Annotated in this window: 16 protein-coding genes and 3 pseudogenes; 11 read left to right on the top strand and 8 right to left on the bottom strand. The window is 60.1% G+C overall.

Annotated elements, in window-relative coordinates:
• Positions 1-304 precede the first annotated feature (304 nt).
• From BRA42_RS02895 to BRA42_RS02880, 4 genes are all read left to right on the top strand, one after another.
• Entirely contained in the window at positions 305-811 is a 507-nt protein-coding gene (locus tag BRA42_RS02895; RefSeq protein ID WP_342770642.1) for a hypothetical protein, read from the top strand.
• A gap of 92 nt (positions 812-903) precedes the next feature.
• Complete coding sequence (locus BRA42_RS02890) at positions 904-2082, top strand: ORC1-type DNA replication protein (protein ID WP_342772079.1); 1179 nt, start codon at positions 904-906, stop codon at positions 2080-2082.
• A gap of 288 nt (positions 2083-2370) precedes the next feature.
• Positions 2371-2511 carry a hypothetical protein gene (locus BRA42_RS02885; protein WP_342770751.1) on the top strand — a complete coding sequence of 47 codons (141 nt, stop codon included), beginning with the start codon at positions 2371-2373 and terminating at the stop codon, positions 2509-2511.
• Entirely contained in the window at positions 2508-2900 is a 393-nt protein-coding gene (locus tag BRA42_RS02880) for a hypothetical protein (protein WP_342770752.1), read from the top strand. The genes BRA42_RS02885 and BRA42_RS02880 overlap by 4 nt, the downstream gene beginning before the upstream one ends.
• Positions 2901-2966: 66 nt before the next feature.
• Here BRA42_RS02880 and BRA42_RS02875 read toward each other — a convergent pair whose 3' ends face one another.
• Positions 2967-3506, bottom strand: a complete 540-nt coding sequence (locus tag BRA42_RS02875) for an NYN domain-containing protein (RefSeq protein ID WP_342770753.1) — start codon at positions 3504-3506, stop codon at positions 2967-2969.
• Between the two features lie 192 nt (positions 3507-3698).
• Here BRA42_RS02875 and BRA42_RS02870 point away from each other — a divergent pair, with 192 nt between their 5' ends.
• Positions 3699-4151, top strand: coding sequence for a hypothetical protein (locus BRA42_RS02870; protein ID WP_342770754.1), 453 nt, complete (start codon positions 3699-3701; stop codon positions 4149-4151).
• Between the two features lie 357 nt (positions 4152-4508).
• Here the strand turns inward: BRA42_RS02870 and BRA42_RS02865 are convergent, their stop codons facing one another.
• Both BRA42_RS02865 and BRA42_RS02860 read right to left on the bottom strand, forming a co-directional pair.
• A complete protein-coding gene (locus tag BRA42_RS02865; protein WP_342770755.1) occupies positions 4509-5033 on the bottom strand; it encodes a hypothetical protein in 525 nt (174 codons plus the stop codon).
• Positions 5034-5344: 311 nt separating this feature from the next.
• On the bottom strand, positions 5345-5800 hold the full coding sequence (locus BRA42_RS02860) for a type IV pilin N-terminal domain-containing protein (RefSeq protein WP_342772078.1): 456 nt from the start codon (positions 5798-5800) through the stop codon (positions 5345-5347).
• A gap of 266 nt (positions 5801-6066) precedes the next feature.
• Between BRA42_RS02860 and BRA42_RS02855 the strand changes: the two genes are divergently transcribed.
• From BRA42_RS02855 to BRA42_RS02840, 4 genes and pseudogenes are all read left to right on the top strand, one after another.
• Positions 6067-6285 (top strand): hypothetical protein, encoded by a 219-nt coding sequence (locus BRA42_RS02855; RefSeq protein ID WP_342770757.1) that lies wholly within the window; start codon positions 6067-6069, stop codon positions 6283-6285.
• 417 nt (positions 6286-6702) lie between these two features.
• Positions 6703-6837, top strand: coding sequence for a type II toxin-antitoxin system HicB family antitoxin (locus tag BRA42_RS02850; protein WP_342770758.1), 135 nt, complete (start codon positions 6703-6705; stop codon positions 6835-6837).
• Positions 6838-7174: 337 nt separating this feature from the next.
• A pseudogene (locus BRA42_RS02845) lies at positions 7175-7503 on the top strand (hypothetical protein); the annotation flags it as partial.
• A 15-nt stretch (positions 7504-7518) separates the two neighbouring features.
• Complete coding sequence (locus tag BRA42_RS02840; protein ID WP_342770759.1) at positions 7519-7752, top strand: type II toxin-antitoxin system HicB family antitoxin; 234 nt, start codon at positions 7519-7521, stop codon at positions 7750-7752.
• Here BRA42_RS02840 and BRA42_RS02835 read toward each other — a convergent pair.
• From BRA42_RS02835 to BRA42_RS02825, 3 genes and pseudogenes are all read right to left on the bottom strand, one after another.
• Positions 7739-8812, bottom strand: a pseudogene (locus BRA42_RS02835) (RNA-guided endonuclease InsQ/TnpB family protein). The gene BRA42_RS02840 and the pseudogene BRA42_RS02835 sit on opposite strands and share 14 nt — an antisense overlap.
• A 211-nt stretch (positions 8813-9023) precedes the next feature.
• Positions 9024-9092 (bottom strand): annotated as a pseudogene (locus BRA42_RS02830) (hypothetical protein); the annotation flags it as partial.
• 153 nt (positions 9093-9245) lie between these two features.
• Entirely contained in the window at positions 9246-9485 is a 240-nt protein-coding gene (locus BRA42_RS02825; protein ID WP_342770760.1) for a hypothetical protein, read from the bottom strand.
• A 1077-nt stretch (positions 9486-10562) separates the two neighbouring features.
• Between BRA42_RS02825 and BRA42_RS02820 the strand changes: the two genes are divergently transcribed.
• Both BRA42_RS02820 and BRA42_RS02815 read left to right on the top strand, forming a co-directional pair.
• Complete coding sequence (locus BRA42_RS02820) at positions 10563-11351, top strand: flavodoxin family protein (RefSeq protein ID WP_292411007.1); 789 nt, start codon at positions 10563-10565, stop codon at positions 11349-11351.
• 505 nt (positions 11352-11856) lie between these two features.
• A complete protein-coding gene (locus tag BRA42_RS02815) occupies positions 11857-15771 on the top strand; it encodes an Ig-like domain-containing protein (protein WP_342770761.1) in 3915 nt (1304 codons plus the stop codon).
• On the opposite strand, the gene BRA42_RS02810 is transcribed toward BRA42_RS02815, so the two are convergent.
• A complete protein-coding gene (locus BRA42_RS02810; protein WP_292411003.1) occupies positions 15768-17213 on the bottom strand; it encodes a radical SAM/SPASM domain-containing protein in 1446 nt (481 codons plus the stop codon). The genes BRA42_RS02815 and BRA42_RS02810 overlap by 4 nt on opposite strands.
• Before the next feature lie 175 nt (positions 17214-17388).
• Positions 17389-17802: cupredoxin domain-containing protein (locus BRA42_RS02805; protein ID WP_342772077.1), on the bottom strand; the 414-nt coding region annotated here is incomplete at its 5' end.

Raw genomic sequence — 17802 nt, 5'->3', positions numbered from 1 at the left:
GCCCGGCAGATCCACTTCACATCCCGGTTCGTCTCGTAGATAAGTTCCCTGGTGGTCTTTTCCCCGGTCATCCTGGTAACCCTCCGGAAGAATATGGAACGGCGGAGAGAAAATGCCTGACCGTAAGGAATATATCCCATAATCGGAGCCCGTTTTGCCCTCCCCGATAAAGTCAGGCTGATACTCTCCCGCGTCCACCCTATAAGTGTCTGTCATATTCCCGGGAGCATGCAGGCTGCGGAAGATGCTTCGCATCTTCCCATCAGGCACGACCAGAGGGTTGTGCCGTGAGGAGTGAAAAACCATGGCAGACTTCGTTCAGAAGACCGTGAACAGGACGGCGGTCCGGGACCTTGCGGTCCCGATCGTCGACGTAACGTCGTTCGAAAACCTCATCGAGAGCGTCATCGCCGACAACCCGTTCGGGTGCGTCGGGTATACCGGCCGCGACGGCGAGCCCGTCGCTGCAATCGTCCGGAACCGCGAGCACTACACCGCGAAGGTGAACTTCATCGACGGCGAGGGCAAGCGGGTCGGGACCGTCTCGCTCCAGTCCCCGACGATCGCCGCCTTCGAGGCGAACGCCGCGGAAGCGCTCGACAACACGGCCCTCGCGGCCGCGATGGGCGGGGAAGCCGAGCGCAACTTCGCTGGCGAGACCTACTACGCCCAGCTCAAGTGCCACGACCCGTCGGGTGACGACTACTACGTCACCTTCACCCGCCGGACTGTCCGGATCTCGTCCTACCAGGACGACGCCATCCGGACCGCGGTCGAGACCTGGGCCGATGCCGTTCCCGCACTGGCGTGAAGCGGGGACCTCCGTCCCCTGCTTTTCTCCCCGTCCACTTTCACCCCGCGCACGGCTCCTCGTTAACTACTACCTCTTCTCCAGACTGACGTATGACGCACTCTCCCCTTCTCCGCCACGACCAGACCCTCTTCCGGGACCCTGACGTCTTCGAGTTCACGTTCGTCCCCGACCACCTCCACCACCGCGACGCCCAGGTCCAGGAACTCGCCTTCCTCATCCGGCCGGCCCGCCGGGGCGGGAGCGCTCTCTCCGCCGTCCTCCGCGGCCCGCCCGGGACCGGGAAGACCACCACCGTCCGCCGACTCTTCCGCGAGGTCACCGAGACCACCCGGCAGGTCGTCCCGGCGTACGTCAACTGCCGGCACGACCGCACACCGCTTGCGGTCTACCGGAGCATCTTCGAGCAAGTCCACGGCTACGCCCCGCCTCCGGTCGGGCGGCACCTCGACGAGATCAAGCGGGGGATCGCCGCCAGGCTCCGGGACCACGATGCAGCGCTCATCGTCTGTCTCGACGACGCAAACGAGCTCATCCCGGCAGGAACCTACAACACCCTCCTCTACCAGATCCTCCGGCTCTATGAGAAGTGGAACGTCAGAAAGCCCGGGGTCTTCGCGGTCACGAGCGACCTCGCCCTGAACCTCTACGCGGAAGCCGACGAGAGCGTCCGGTCGGTCTTCCACCCGACCGAGGTCAATTTTACACCCTACACGAAGGTCGAGGTCCGGGATATCCTTGCCGACCGCGTCCGGCAGGGGCTCTACCCGCGGGTGGTCTCAAAGGTCCTCCTCGACCGTATCGCCACCATCGCCGCCGGTGAACAGGACGTCCGGATCGGGATCGACCTCGTCAGGCTGGCGGTCCTCCGGGCGGAAAAGGACGGCCGTCGCCGGGTCACCCCCGGCGACGTGACGGCTGCCGGCCGGGCGGTCGCGGCACCGGTCCTTGCCACCCGTGCCGCGGGGCTCTCGGACGACGAGCGCATACTGCTCCGCCGGATTGCGGAACGATCCAGGGAAGGGGCAGATATGACGGCGGGAGCGGTCTTTGAGGCGGCGCGGGATTACCTCCCGGTCGGGAAGACGACCTACCACGAGCACCTCAACGGGCTCGCGAAAGCCGGGTTCGTCGATCTCGTGCCCGGAGCGGGCCGGGGGCGGGAGCGGGAGGTCCGCCTCCGGTACGACCCCGGGGACGTGGCCGCCGCCTGCATCGGATCAAAAAAGCCCGGATCGATCATCACCCCGGATTCGGTTCGCAATCGTTGATTCCTTCCCGATCCTCTGGAATCCGAATTTTGGATAAAGTAACGTTTAAATAGTCTCTGTTGTTAAATTCGGGGCCATTGGCTCACCTTTTTAACCCACGGTCCCCGAAGATGATGTATGCGCCGGAAAGAATCCCGGTGCAGGGAGATACAAAATATGCAACACGACGACAGGCCCCCATGTAGGGGAGGAACCGAATCGAAACCCAGAGGCGGCAGCCCGGATCCAAAGTGCCACCACGCGCTCTGCCAGGCCGCCACTGGTACATCTCCCCCGGAGGGGATAAGCGTGACCCCGGTACCGCTCTTCCTCGTTCCGCAGGCGGTCGCTGCCGAGATCCGGCGACACGGCCGGGCGGTGCGGGAGATCAACGTCCGCCGGACGAAAAACCACCAGTACACCGTCAGCGTCGAGCGGGGCCGGCCATGACCCCGGAGTCGAAACCCTTCGGGTTTCTCCCGCTCCGGTCCGATAGGACCATCGCGCCGGGAACCCTTACCTGCACCGCGACCGGCGGTCTCCTCGTTTTAGTGGAGGCGGAGCGCTGCCGGATCACGCCCGAGGACGCGAAGAGACTCATCTTCTCCGGCCACCCGGCGCCGGTCACGTGTGAACGAGTGCGGCGGACGGGGGGCGTCGTCACAGGGGCATTAACGATCGAAGGATACGCGGCGATGAACCTCGCCGGGAGAGCAGTGGTGATCCGGACCCGCATCGGCTCCTGGATCGTCCCGCTCGTCAGTTTCCAGCGGGTGGTGCGCGGGGAGGCGTCGAGCGCTCCTCTCTTCCCTCTTATCCAGAGGCGGGCATATGGTTGAGGAGGTCCGCCGGGCCGTGGAGGTCTTCGACGCTGACAGAGTGGTCGGGAGGTACACATAATCCTGCTACCTCGAACTATCGCGCCGAACACTCTCAAAGAAGGACCTGTTCATCTCATATCTTTCATCGACCGCTGAAAGGAGTTCATTATGAACCGTTCCTCTTGAGTAATAAAGGGCCGTGATCACTCCGGCGTCTTTTGCCGCCTCAATCGCCGGAACGAAGTCGCTGTCACCCGAAACGATGATAGCGTGACCGATCTGGTGAGACCAGCTTAACCGCACCATTTCCACAGCCATGAGGATATCGACCCTCTTTTGTTCAAATGAACCATCGCGGTTCTTCCGGAGTTTTCCAAATCGCATTTGGAACCGGGGCAGGCTTTCAATAATTTCTCGAAACTTACAGTAGTTTCCATAACGAATCTTCTCGGAATCGGTGGGAGGTTCGCTCTGGTACGGCATGCAGTCATAAAAATAGGTACGTAGCCTCTCTTTATCGCCACAAACTGCGGTACAAAATTTTTCAAAGTCGATCTTAATGCCATCAGGAACTATTTTGGACAAATATCCGTTATCGATGAAAACAGCAACCCGAGATATCATTAACCACTAAAAGGACGATTGAAAAGAAGAAACTACCGTCCCACAAGGGAACGGTAGCGCGTATAACAGGTACACATATTGCTCCATGCGATAAGAAATTTTCGATGAGTCCTCAACGCAGGGGTTGGGATTCAAACCCACGGGTTCCCCTGCGAGATCACCGAACTACCCGAGTAAGGATGGGAATCAGGATTGACCATCGCTGTTTTTATCGGCGTAACCTCCGTCTTCGCGTACGTGGCGCTCGGTGCCGTCATCCAGGTCGCCGAGCCGGTCATGGTGCAGGCAAGTGCCGACGGCGAGTATATACGGTACATCGCCGTCATGGTGAGGGTCCCCCGGGACGGCGCCTATATCGACGTGGAACGGGTCGTCGTCACCGTGTCCACCGCGGAGTCCATGCAGACCTACACGGGAACGACCCGGTGGCGCCCGATAGGCGGTGGCGGAGGAACAGGGATGCCGGTTTTCTGGCAGATGCAGATCCCGTTATTTCAAGCCGATGACCCCACGCTTCCGGGAGATCTGCTCATCGGTCAAAACCAGAGGTTCTTTGTCGAGATGAAGCCCTTGGATGCCGTTCCATGCACGGTAGAGCGCACAGCACCGGCTGGTATGAGTCCCGGTAGTTGGCACGAAGTATAGATGAGGGGGCGCATACAGCGCACCTGGTATGCCCCTGGCCGGGTTATCATGCCTTCTTATACACTTTTTGGACCGTTTCCAGCGGTATTGGCCCCTGCGTACTATTCAGGATGGTGTCGAGCAGCATAACAACTGCAATCAGGATGATCCAGGGCGACCGTCAGGGTGTGGAGAGGAGGAGAACACACCGTGGATCGACAGGTGAAGTCAGCGGGGTATGGTGAGGAATCGGATCCAGCTGCAAGATGTCCCGGATCGGTTCCATGACTGCAGGCAGACCGACGAACCTGCGATAGCCCGGTCCCGGCTGCCCTTTGAGCAGGAGAAGAACCGGCAACCGGTTGCCGGGCCATCGCGTCACTCCTCCTCTCCCGCCTCTTCCCCGCAGTCGTCCTCCTCGTTGTATTCATCCTCGTCGTCCTCTGCCCTCAGGATGTACCACGCGACGGCAAGGATGAGCGGCACGCCGACCGGGACGGCAAACCCCGCTGGGCCGTGGAGGAGGGGGCCGTACTGGATGAGACAGGAGAGGAGATAGGCACCGCCCGCTCCTCCTACCAGGAGGGCGAGGGGTTTTTTGAACGATTCATAATTTTCCTGCCGCCGGGCTGCAAAGTAGACGATTGCGGCGATCAGGAGAGAGGTGCCGCAGAGCTGGAGGAGGATCGAGAGGGCTGACCGGCCGGTGATGGTGCCGGAGGTGACGTAATCGAGGTCACGAAACACAGTGATGACGCTCGTCCCGAGATACGTTTCCTGGTAGCGCAGGAACGGAAACTGAAGGGCCGCGCCGATGGCGTCGCCGAGGGTATAAATGTTTACAGGTAGAACGAGGGTGAGGGCGAGGAATGATATAAGAATTGATTGCGTTTTGAAATGCATTATGTCTCTCCGTAACGTATGAAATGAGATCTGCAGGGGTAATAATATAGTTAGTTGTTAATTGGCTCCAGCCTCTGAAACGGGATTCATCCGTAGTGGTCTGACCCGCATTTTGCCGGACGTCGATCGGATGGTCGTTTCATCTCGATTCGTAGCATCCGGTGGTCTTTCAGGTATTCTCCCAAATCGGTCGCCCAATCCCGTCGGTGCCCAGTTCAAGAACTTTGGTGGCGTTGTCTACGGAGTCCGGAGGACCTTAGCGGCAGGTTGTCGAGTTTGCGGGTCAGGATAGAGGTTGCAGAAAAAAAGGGTTAGACGTAGGTATCAAGGACAACCTGCTCCGTGCCATCCAAGAAGTATCCTACAGCAAGAACGTGGTCACGCGAAGTAGTTCCGTTGTCCACGAAGACTACCGTTTCACCAACAGGCAGTAAGGCTGTTAGATTTAAGTCGGTCAGACTAGTTTCCTTCTTTACCTTAAAGGGAGAGGTGTTACTTACGTAGCAATACTGAGTAGACAGATCATCCCCAACCGTTATTTTCAGGTAGTTGAGAGTGCTGGCATCGGCACCGCCCTTGTAATTCACGACAATGTCATCTCCATTTTGGCTGGCAGTAGCCGCAACCGTCTTCGTCGTACCCATGTTCCCGCTCATCCCAAACACAAACGCCGCGATAACCGCGGCGAGGATCACCGTGATGGCGACCATGAGGATGGTCCCGATCACCGGCGACACCGCTTCTTCATTCTGCTTGAAGTTCAGCATACTTATGCACCTCTCCTGACAAAATGCCCTTCCGGGGCTGTCAGTTGGCGAGATAACCTATTTTTTAATCGTATATAAGGATACCGGAGTCATTTTTTCCGGAACGATTTTATATCGTCGGACATGCCTGTGCGAAACGATCATTCATGAAATAAAGAAGTTGTTGAAATGAACATACGGGCCCGGATCGCTGTTTTGAGGATAATACGAGTTCGCCACCCGGGGGATGAAATCCGGGCCCGAAAAGCGCCCCGGGGGTGCGGCAGGTGGCGGGGACTTCCGGCCCGATACGCGCCCGGATTCCGTCGTGTGCGCTTCCGGTCCTGCGGGCCGGGGCGGGAACACCAGAGGTGCGGGTTGCGGCTGCCCTGCGGGTGCGGCGGACGGCGCGCCCGGACCTTGAGAGGCCGTCGGGCTTCAGGTCGGGGCGGGAGGCTGCCCGCGCACCCCGGGCGGTGGTTGCAACCCCCTGTCCGACCGGATGACCGCCGGGATCGATCTCGTCCCTGCAGCAGGCCCCCCGCCGGCCGGCAGGAAGGCATGGCGGAACCGGTGGACTGCTACAGGGATGCCCGAAACTCGTCGACGGTGATCCCGCCTGGAAGAGGATCGCCCGGAGCGTCCGGGGTGCGAAGGATCTTCCCGGAGTGCACGACAGGAACGATCACATCACGGTGCGCATGATGGAGTTCTGGTGGCTCCCCGGACGATGCACCTGCCGGCCCCCCTCTCGTTTGAGGACATGGTCGTCCCGGATCGGTCTGCAAACCGTTGGTGCACTATGTTTGGAGCATTCGATTGCAGGTCTCCAGTTGCCCGACGGCAGCATCGGAAGTATTCCGGGCAGAAATTCGAGCGGTATTATCACCCTGAGAGGCAATATCGCACTGTATGGTAGGAACATGAGGGTATTCACGGCCGTGCTGTATAAGGAAGAGGACGTTTGCGTAGCCGAGTGCCCGACGGTCGGCACCGTCAGTCAGGGCAGGACGGTAGAAGAGGCGGTGGCCAACCTCAAGGAAACAACGGAGTCGTAACTGGAGGAGTTCTCGCTGAAGGACGGGCGGAAACCGATTATCACGATGTTTGAGGTGGCCGTGGGTGCCGGAGCTTAGACCGGTTTCCGGTGCGGCTGTAATGAAAACACTCACAAAATAGATGATAAAGTTCCCGCACGACGCCCCGCAGAGGAAGGTGCTCAAAACTCTGGAAGTGCTTGAATTTCAGGTCGTCAGGTCGCGACAACCCGGACGGCACAACGACGCCGCTCACGATGCTGAACCACGCGAGACTCAAGGGCTCGACCCTGCGAGCCATCCGCACGCTAGGCAGGAATTCCACGGGCAGAGTTCCCGGGTGTACGAGCAACTGTGACTGATCCCGGTCAGAACCTGGCAAGGAAGGATTCGGTCAGAGATCTATCGACAGGAGATACAGCGACTGAGATGAGGAACGGTACCGGGAACGAGACAAAGCCGAAACAGCCTTTTCAGTCCTCAAAAGGAGATTCGGAGAGGAACTGAAGGCAAGGAGATACCGGTTATCAGGTCAGGGAGATCAGGAGCGAGGTGATCCTCCATAACCTGACGAAGGCAGGGCAACGGGTTGAGATTGTTGTTACCCCGGGAAGAATTCAACAGAGCCGGAATATCTTGCTTTTTCTTGGAGAGACCGGCGGGGCAATTAAGTATAAATCTCCCTGATTGATAGGTTATGGTATGAAACTGCGTGTGGTGCTTGAGCCCAGTGAGGATGGAGGATACACCGCCTATGTGCCGAGCCTTCCTGGCTGTATTAGTGAAGGCGACACGAGGGAAGAAGCGCTGGATAATATCAGGGAAGCAATTGATTTGTACCTTGAAGCAGTTGAGGACGATTTAGTAGTGAACTACCCCGCCCTGAAGGGCGGGGCTTCCTGCTTCATGGACAACACTTGCATCACCGAGATGTGATGTAGCGGCATCGTCTCCACAGCACGGGAAATCGAAGATTTCCCTGGCTGGGAAATGCTCTGCATTTCCACAGCACGGAAGATGCGGAGCATCTTCCTGTCAGGAAACTGCAGGGCAGTTTCCGTGGCTCAAAGGGCTGTTCCATCCCTATGCGGTGGATATTTACCGCAGCATTGTAATCTCTATCGGCAACAAACCCACAGTATGGGCATTCGTGGACTCTCTCGGAGAGACTTTTCTTCACGATGCTTCCGCAGTTCGAGCACATCTGTGTCGTGTCGCGGGGATCGATTTGAATGAAGTTCGTACCAGCACTTTCAGCCTTGTACGCGAGGTAAGAATAGAATCGTCCCCATGAAGCATCGTGAATACTCCTGCGAAGCCCGCGAGATTTACCCTTCTCTTTGAGATACTTGATATTCAGGTCACGGAAACTCCAGGAGGGAGTTTCCTGTCAGGAAGACCCCCACGGGGTCTTCCGTGCTTCAACGCAGATCGTTGCATAGGTGTCAACATACTGGCGGGAGAGTTTGTGCAGGAAATCTCTCTTCTGGTTTGTGATATGATCATAGACCTTCTCCAGTTTACTCTTTGCCTTCTTCCAGTTCTGCGAGAACCGCTTTTTCCGAGTAATGCTCTGCTGCACCTTCTTGATCTTCTTCAGCGAGTGCTCATAGAACCGGGGGTTCTCGATCACTGCCCCGTCGCTATCGACTGCAAACGAAGTCAGACCGAGATCGATCCCGACGGATCGTCCCTCTCTCTTCGGTTCGGAGACCTCCTGTTCCGCCTGAACGATCACATACCATCTCTCACTGGAACGGGTGATCAGGACGCCCTTCACCGTGCCAGCGTACGGGCGGTGCATTCTGAACGGAAGTGTTCCGATCTTCGAGAACGTGATCGTGCTCTGTTCGCGGTCGATCTTGAACCCGGACTGGTTGTAGTTGAGCGTCCGATACCGGGATGCGCTCTTGAACCGGAGGTTGCCGATCTTCCGTCCTCGCTTCTTCGTCTGGGAGAGAGCGGCGATGTTGCTCCAGAGGGTATAGTTGACCATCTGGAGCACACGGCACAACCCTTTGGGTTGTGCCTGACAGGAAGATGCGAAGCATCTTCCGTGCTTTAGAGTATACGCCCTTCAGAAATGGATTCTCCTCTTTCAGCGTGACGATCTGCGCCTGCATTCCTCGCATCGTCGGAGTGAACCCATGTTCCCGCGCAGTAGTACATTCTTCGAGAAGTTTGTTGTAGAGCCACCTACAGGTATCGAGCGCACCGTTCAGTCGTGCCGCAGTGGTTGCATCGGGATACGCCCGGTACTTGTAGGAAACGATCATTTACTTCTCCATCTGAGAGTCAACATACTCTTTCAGCGCATCAAGTCTTACTATCTTCTATTCCTCCAACCACGCTCGCAGATTCTTCGACCCACCCCGGGAACCCCCGGCCGCCGGGACAGCATCCTCACGAACCCCTGAAGGAGGGCGCGGTCAGCGTTCCCGCCTCCTTCCGGCCCGGGGTCTCTGAGGTGACGTAGATCCCGGAAACCGGGGGTCGACGTCGAGCGCCTCGTAATCGTCGAAGTAACCAGAGTGGGCGACGCTGTCGGCGAGTTCCCGGACCTGGGCGTCCCGGTGGCGAAGGTGCCCGGGGGGACGATACGTGAACTCGAAGACCTCCCGGTCCCGGAACAGAGTCTCGTCGTAGCGGAGAAGGGAAGAGCGCGTCATACGTCACTCTGGAGAAGAGGAGATAGTTAAAGAAAGGCCGTGCGCGGGCTGAAAGTGAAGGGGGAGGGGCCCCGCTCCATGCGAGCGTGGCGTCGCCGTCGTCCTCGCCGGACGAGATCCGGATAGGTTTTCTGGTAAGAGTGACGCAGCAGCCGCGATGCTTCGGCAGAAACGACGTTTCATAGGGCAAATCCGAGCGCCGCCGGGTTCGAGGAGCGGAGCGGGAGAAGGGCTTCGACGTTAGGACAGGGCCAGAACAGGCTCCCCGGTGCCTGTTCCGTCGGGATGGTTATTGGGGAGCGGCGACCGCCCGGCAGCAGTCCGCTGCCTCTATCCCTTTTGGGGTTTGCTTTGCCCCGCCTCCCTCTAACGATCCGGCTTTTCGGCCGTAAGTTTGCGATAGGTCTCCTCCCCGACGCATTCCCGCGCGTACTTGCACCACCGGACGCAGGATAAGGCATCATTGTAAACGGTAAACCCGCATTCGCTGCACTTCACCGAGACGTCGTTTGAGAAGACCTCGACCTCCGCACCGCACTGAGGACATTTCTTTATCGTAAGCGTCGGAGTCCGAATATTTGCAGCACCCGGGCAATGGCTGAACATTATGCATCCTTCCCCTATCGGTTATTCCCACAAGATTCCTTCTTCGTGAGTATATGAGGGCATCCCAAAATGCCTTTGCCGGAAGGGGGGCACCCCCTCCCGGACCCTCCCCCACATGGCGATAGCCAATAGGAAGCCGTTTCACTCTCTCTGTCCTGGATATCGTTCAGAGGAGAGAAACTTCGGAGGTGCGTGCTCCGATAAGGGTGTACAGAACATTCATAGATCTTTTTGGGATGAGTTCTATATTAGAATCCCTTTGCACGTTTCGCGCTCCCGGTTGCTATAGCCGTGTCGTCGATCGGGACGTAACTCCTTTACGATGGTCGCTTTACACATACTACAATCTCGATCCGCCCGATGTTTCCGTTAAAAAGGAGGGCCGCCCCGACAACCATTATCACATCGCACAGCAGACGCTGCAGAGCAGAACCCCCGGCCGGCACCGGGGAACGCGGAAGAGGCCCCGATATGAAGATACTGGTCATCATGGGAAGCCCCCGGAAGGGCAACACCTTCCGGGCGGCGCAGAGGATCGAGAGCACGATGCGGTCCCTCGGCGACGTCGAGTTCGAGTACCTCATGCTCGGGGATGTCGACCTTGCACCCTGCCGGGGATGCATGGCATGTTTCGAGTGGGGCGAGGAGCGCTGTCCTCTCAAGGACGACGCCCCCGCCGTCGGGCAGAAGATGCAGGACGCCGACGGAGTGATCTTTGCGTCCCCGGTCTACGGGCTCGCCGTCACCGGCCTCATGAAGACCTTCATCGACCGGTTCTCCTACATCTTCCACCGCCCCCGGTTCTTCGACAAGAAGGCCCTCCTCCTCGTCACCACCGGCATCGTGGGCGAGAAAGACGTCCTCGACTACCTCGACTCCGTCGTCGGCATATGGGGCTATGACGTCGTCTCCCGCGTCGGTATCGTCATGCCGCTCACCCCCTCCGAACGGCACGTCCGGGAGGAGAGCGGCCGGAAACTCGACAGGGCCGCCCGGAAGTTTTTCCGGGCCCTAACGGAGCGAAGAGAGCGGCGGCCGGGGCTCCGGAGCGTCATCGTCTTCCATGCCCAGAAGGCCTCGTTCGACGAGATGCGAGAAGCGGCCCCGACCGACCATGCCTACTGGAAGAAGCGGGGCTGGCTTGACCCGTCCGCCCGCTACTATACGAACGCCCGGGTGAACCCGTTCTACAACGCCGTGGGACGAATCGTCGAGTGGGTCATACGGCGGAGGGCCCGCAAAGCCCTTGCCGGGACGTGATGACCGCCGGCCCTTTCCCTCTTATATAACCCCGCGCCCGGTAAGGTTACGCGACCCGGGCACACAGAGACGGCGGCCGGTATTTTCTCCGTTCGCCGGGAGCAGGCGGTCGGGTGCGCGTTCCGGCCGGGGCCCGAGGGTCTCGGCGAAAATTCGGCGCACAACGGTACCATGAGGATCAATACGCGCCGGTACCAGTCCGCCCGCAAATTTCATCGTTCAGCACAAAAAAGGCCCGTCCCGGGACTTCTGCGCCTGTGAAGAGTGATGAGGTATACTATTTTTTATTATATAATTTTATGAATAAATATCAGTAAAGGTTATATATTTATACCGCTATCCACCCGTTCACCGGCAACCTTACGACCGGGTCTTAAACCGAAAATCCGCACTCCGCCTGCCGGGAGCTCCGGCGAGCACCTGCTTTAGCCAGCTGCTTGTGCTTACCGGCAGGTATCTACCGGCGATCCTGCAGGCGGAAGAGCGATCATCAAGGGGGAAAAACATGAAAAAACATACGCATCTGGCACTTTTGTGCGCAATCGTCGTCATCGGGTTCTTAATATCACCGGTTATGGCGGTAGACGCTGCGCCCGGAGAGGACCTATACCGTCCCTCCGAAAAAGCGCAGGAACGCCCTGATATTGACGGCGATACAGTCGTCTGGGGCGACGACCGATACGATGAGCAGAACATGAGGTCCATGGACATCTTCCTGGCGACCATAGACGACCTTCGACGTACTCCACCCTACAGTTACGCAGGGACAAGGATAACGGATGACCCCGCCTCACAGGAGAGGCCCTCCATCTCGGGCAACTACATCGTCTGGCAGGATAACCGGCATGGAAACTGGGACATCTACCTTTATGAGCGTTCCACTGGTAACGAGACACGACTCACCACCGACACGGGCGACCAGTGGCTGCCCATCGTCCGCGGAAACTACATCGCCTGGTACGACGACTCGAACAGCGGCCGGCGCAACGTCGTCCTCTACGACATTGCCGCGGGGACCGTGAAGGAGATCATCGACTGCGATGCACAGATAATCCCGGACGGGACCAGCACCGCGTTCAAGCCTGCACTCTCGGAGGACTACGTTGCCTGGGTGGAAAGGGCGGACAAGAGGGTCCACTACTACGAGATTGCAACCGGCAGGACAGGCACGGTATCCACGAGCACGGCGCCGCAGTTCTGGCCCTCGCTCTCCACCGGGAACCTCATCGCCTGGGAAGACTACCGGCATGGGACCTTGAACCCCGACATTTACATTGCTGACCTTGACAACCTGTCCGCAGGGGAGAGACAGATCACCACCGACATGACCGAGCAGGTCGCGCCGGCGATCAGCGGGAACCTCGTCGCCTGGGAGGACAAGCGGGGTGCACCGCGAGGCATCTTCATGTACGACCTCTCTACCGGGAAGGAGATGTCTGTAGTTCTCTCTGCCGATGAATACGACGACCACCTCTACCCCGCCGTCAGCGGAAACGCGATAGTCTGGCAGAGAGGCTATAGTCCTGACTCGAACCTCTACCTCTTCGTCTACGAGCCCGAAACACCGGTCGATCCGGTCGCAACAACCATCGCGGTCGCACCGACTGCAGTCACGCTCGCAATCAACGGCACGGAACAGTTCTCTGCAACCGTCCACGATCAGTTCAACGCCGTCATGACCGGCGTTACGGTCACCTGGGATAGCGACAACGAGACTGTCGGCACCATCGACGACACCGGCCTCTTCACTGCCCTCGTCTCGGGCACGGCGACCGTCACCGCGTCGGCGGGCAACGTCTCCGAGAATGCAACGGTCACGGTAACCGCTGAAGGCCCAGTCATTGGGAGCATTGAGGTTACGCCGCCCGTAGCCACGCTTGCGGTCAACGGCACGGAACAGTTCTCTGCAACCGTCCGCGACCAGTTCAACGCCGTCATGACCGGCGTCAACGTCACCTGGGATAGCGACGACGAGACTGTCGGCACCATCGACGACGCCGGCCTCTTCACCGCCCTCGCCGCAGGCACGGCAACCGTCACCGCGTCGGCGGGCAACGTCTCCGAGACCGCCACCGTTACCGTCAACGACAACGCCGAAGAACCGGTCCTGACAACCATTGAGGTCGCACCGACCGCGGCCACGCTCGCGGTCAACGGCACGGAACAGTTCTCTGCAACCGTCCGCGACCAGTCCGGCAGCACCATGACCGGCGTCACGGTAACCTGGGATAGCGACAACACGACCGTCGGTACCGTCGACGACACCGGCCTCTTCACCGCCCTCGCCGCAGGCACGGCAACCGTCACTGCGTCGGCGGGCAACGTCTCCGGGACCGCAACCGTCACCGTCACCGGAACAGCAGAAGAGCCTGCGCTCGCGAAAGTCCTCGTCTCGCCGTCCGCGGTCACCCTGGAGGTCGATGATGCCAGGATGTTCACCGTCGTCGCGTTCGACGGGTTCGGCCGCATCGTACCGGACGCAGAAGTAACCTGGACGAGCAGCGACCCAACCGTCGGGACCATCGACGACACCGGTCTCTTCACCGCAGTCTGCAACGGCACGGCGACCGTCACCGCAACCGCAGGCGGGGTATCCGGAACCGCGACCGTCACCGTAAACTGCGACGACCCGGTCCTCACCCAGATCGTCGTTACTCCGTCGGCAATCGCTCTCGCCGCAAACGACACAGAACAGTTCATCGCAACCGTCCTCGACCAGAACGGCTGCGATATCGCGGATGCCGCGATCGACTGGACCAGCAGCGATGAGGGCGTCGGCAGAATCGACCCCTGCAGCGGCCTCTTCACCGCGGTCTGTGACGGCGCGACGACCGTCACCGCAAGGTGCGGCGACGTCACCGGAACGGCGGAAGTAACGGTCACTACCACATCTTCAGGAGTTGCGGTATCCCCGTCGGCGGTCACCATGGACGCCGGAGACTCCCGGCAGTTCACCGCGACCGTCCATGACCTGCAGGACAACATATCCGGCTCCATCTATGACCTGCAGGACAACGCATCCAATCCTCCGGTGACCTGGTCGTGCAACGACGAGGGTGTCGGCACGATCACCGCTGACGGCTTCTTCACCGCGATCTGCGACGGCACGGCGACCATCACCGCATCCGCAGGCAACGCCTCCGGGACCGCGACTGTAACGGTCCGGTCGGCATCCCCGGCACTTGCGCGGATCGTCGTCAGCCCGTCCGACTTCACCATAGCCGCCGATAACACCCTGGCGCTCACCGCGACCGCGTTCGATCAGAACGGCTCTGAAATGCCGGAGGCTACCGTCACCTGGGCAAGCAGCGACCCGGCCGTCGGGACCATCGACGAATGCGGCAACTTCACCGCCCTCTCGGAAGGCAACGTGACCCTCACCGCATCGGCGGACGGGATCACCGGCTCCGCCTGCGTAACCGTCGGGCCCTCGTTCCCGGTCCCGGCCCGCATCGAGATCGAACCGGCCATAGCCACCCTGGAGACCGGGAAGACCCGGGAGTTTGTTGCCAGGGTCTATGACCAATGCGACGACGGGATGGACTGGGTCAGGGTTGCCTGGTCGTGTGCCGACCCGGCGGTCGGCACCATCGATGCAGCCGGGCTCTTTGCGGCGCTCGCAGAGGGATCGACCAATGTAACAGCAGCGGCAGGCAGCGTGCAGGCGACCGCACCGGTCACCGTCACCGCCACTCCCGAACCCGAGCCCACAGCAGAACCCACGGCGGAACCCACAACGTCTCCGACCGACCCAGGGAACGGCGGCAGTGACGGCGACGGCGCGAGTGGTCCCACGTTCGATGCAAGGATTCGTGAGAACATTGAGCGCGGCGAGACGTTCACGTTCTCGGAGATGACCACCTCATCGGTCGACAGCGTCTCCATTACGGCGGCCGATGCCATCCCGAAGTTAATGCTGACCGTGAAGAAGGCAGCGGCGCCGTCGCAGACAGAACCTCCCGCCGCCGGCGTCTATGAGTATGTCGAGGTTGCCCTCTCGTGGGTGAACCAAAATGACATCAGCGGCGCGACGGTGACCTTCGCCATCCCTGCCCGGTGGCTTGAGCAGCACAGCATGGCCCCGGAGGACGTCAGGCTCCTGCGCTACGTCAACGGCGGCTGGCAGATTCTGGATACCGAGGTCATCGGCGAAGAGGACGGAACGTACCTCTTCCGGGCTACAACCCCCGGGTTCTCCACCTTTGCCATTGCTGCGGCGCCGGAGAACGTGACCACGACCCCGACCACAACCAGCGAGGAGACGAATGTCACTGAAGAGGTCACCGCAACGCCTGAGACGACCGAAGGCATAACGACGGAGCCGACCGCCTGGCCGACGACGACACCTACGGCACCGCTCACCTACGCGCCCCTCCTCGCCCCGCTGGCCTTCTTCCTCTGGGCGAGAAGGAACCGCTAACCCACTTTTTTTTGACGCGGCGATTCCCGTTCATTCCTGAGCGCTTCCCAGAAGGCCCGGTTGTTGATGCACCCGGGGTCCGGCGCATGGATGTCCCCGAAGTATGCCCAGCCGCGGGCCCTGCACCCGCCGCAGATATACCGGTTGGCGCAACCGGCGCATGCCCCCGAGAGCTGGCTTCGGTCCCGTAACTTCTGCAGCACCTCCGAGGAGTGCCAGATCTCAAGAAACGGAGTATCCCGCACGTTTCCCACGATGATCGGCATGAAGACGCAGGGCTGGACATCCCCCTCGGGCTCGATGCTGCAGTAGAGCCTGCCGGCACCGCACCCGCCGATGAAGTCGGCAAGGAGCCGCGTCCTCCCCTCCATCTCCTCCCCGGCGTAGAAATGCCCGACAGGCACCCCCTGCTCCCCCTCAACCACCATGGAGGCGACCTGCGGGGCGGTGGTGAGCGCCTCGGGACCGGTGCCCTCCCGGGTCCGGTCCATCAGGTAGCGCATCAGGTCTCTGCGCTCTTCGGGAGAGATGTCCCGGTCGATCATCTCCGTGCCCCTCCCGGTCGGGATGAAGTTAAAGCACATGAACCGGTTCACCCCGAGGTCCGACGCAAGACCGTAGATCTCCGGGATCTCGTGATAGTTCGACCGGGTGACCGTCGTTGCCATGCAGGTGTAGAGCCCTTCCGCGACGCAGTTCTTGATACCGGCGATGGTCCGGTCGAATGCGCCCGGAATGCCCCGCATAGCATCGTGACTCGCAGCGTCTTTCCCGTCGACGGACACCTCCACGTACTCGATGCCGGCTTCCCGGACCTTTGCGGCCATCCGGCGCGTCAGAAGCGTGCCGTTGGTGGCAAGCGCCACGTAGAGATCGTTTTTGCGGGCATGGGCGACCACCTCGAAGAAGTCCCTTCGCATCAGAGGCTCTCCTCCCGAGAAGGCGAGGATCACCACGCCTGCATCCGCGAGTTCCTCCACGAGGCGCTTTGCCTCCCCGGTATCGAGCTCACGGGGGAGCGCCTCCTGTGCATCCTGGTAGCAGTGGGCGCACCGGAGGTTGCAGCGGTGGGTAAAGTCCCAGACCACCAGGAACGGCGCGTTCACGACCTGGGGCATGGTGACGCCGTATCGGGCGATCCCCTCAAGCACATTCTGCAGCCCGCGCCGAAAAATAGGCTCCTGGAGCCCGTTCCGGATATCGTCCTCACTCACCCCGAAGAGGGCGCTGCTGCTGCGGAGGGTACGCCCGACCATGCGGCCGGCCAGCCTGCACCTCCAGCACAACCCGTCGTCCTGGCCAAGATAGTACCGGATCGCATTTTCGAGACGGTTCCCGCAATCGTCTTTTCGGGTAATCGACCTGAGAGCAGCACGGGAAACCGGGTTCCCGAGCCGTCGCCAGATCGCCGGGAGTGCATGGATGCGATCATCATCCGCCATTGCCTTTCATCTCTCCGGGTCACCCCCGGGGAAGGGGTGATCCGGGTCTTACGGGTGGGTAAGAGTGCTTAAAGGTTGTCCCCGATGGGTAAGAAAAAAGGAGTGAATGGGGCTTTAGCGCCGCTTTACGGCAGATCCGAAGGCCCCAGCACGTTTTACACACCGGTTCTCACGGTCACTCCACGATGAAATCGCCGTTCATGGAGGGATGGATGTCGCACTGGAAGTAGTAGGTTCCGGGTTCGGACGGCGCCGTGAAGGTGTAGGTGGTCTCGGCTGGCCCGGTGACGACCTCGCCCGCGAAGATCTCCTCGGACCGGAGGGGACTGTCGTAGACCGCGACGTTGTGGGGGACGCCGGCGTCCCGATTGTCGAAGGTCATGGTCACGTTCGCCCCCGCCGGTACCGTGATCGTGTCCGTATCAAACGCCATGTCCTGTGCGCTGATGGTCACCGCCGTCTCGTTTCCGGTCGCATTCCCGCCGACGGTGACGTTCACCGTCTCGAACGCGAGCGGGACGACCGGCGTATGGTCGTTATTGGTCAGCTGGACCGAGAGGTTGTGTTCTCCCGCCGTCACGTTCTCCCA

It is taken from the genome of Methanoculleus sp. UBA374 (genome assembly GCA_002508705.1).
GTDB classification, from domain to species: domain Archaea; phylum Halobacteriota; class Methanomicrobia; order Methanomicrobiales; family Methanoculleaceae; genus Methanoculleus; species Methanoculleus palmolei.
Note: the sequence above shows the minus strand (reverse complement) of the source record. Positions and strands in the feature narration are given on the sequence as shown.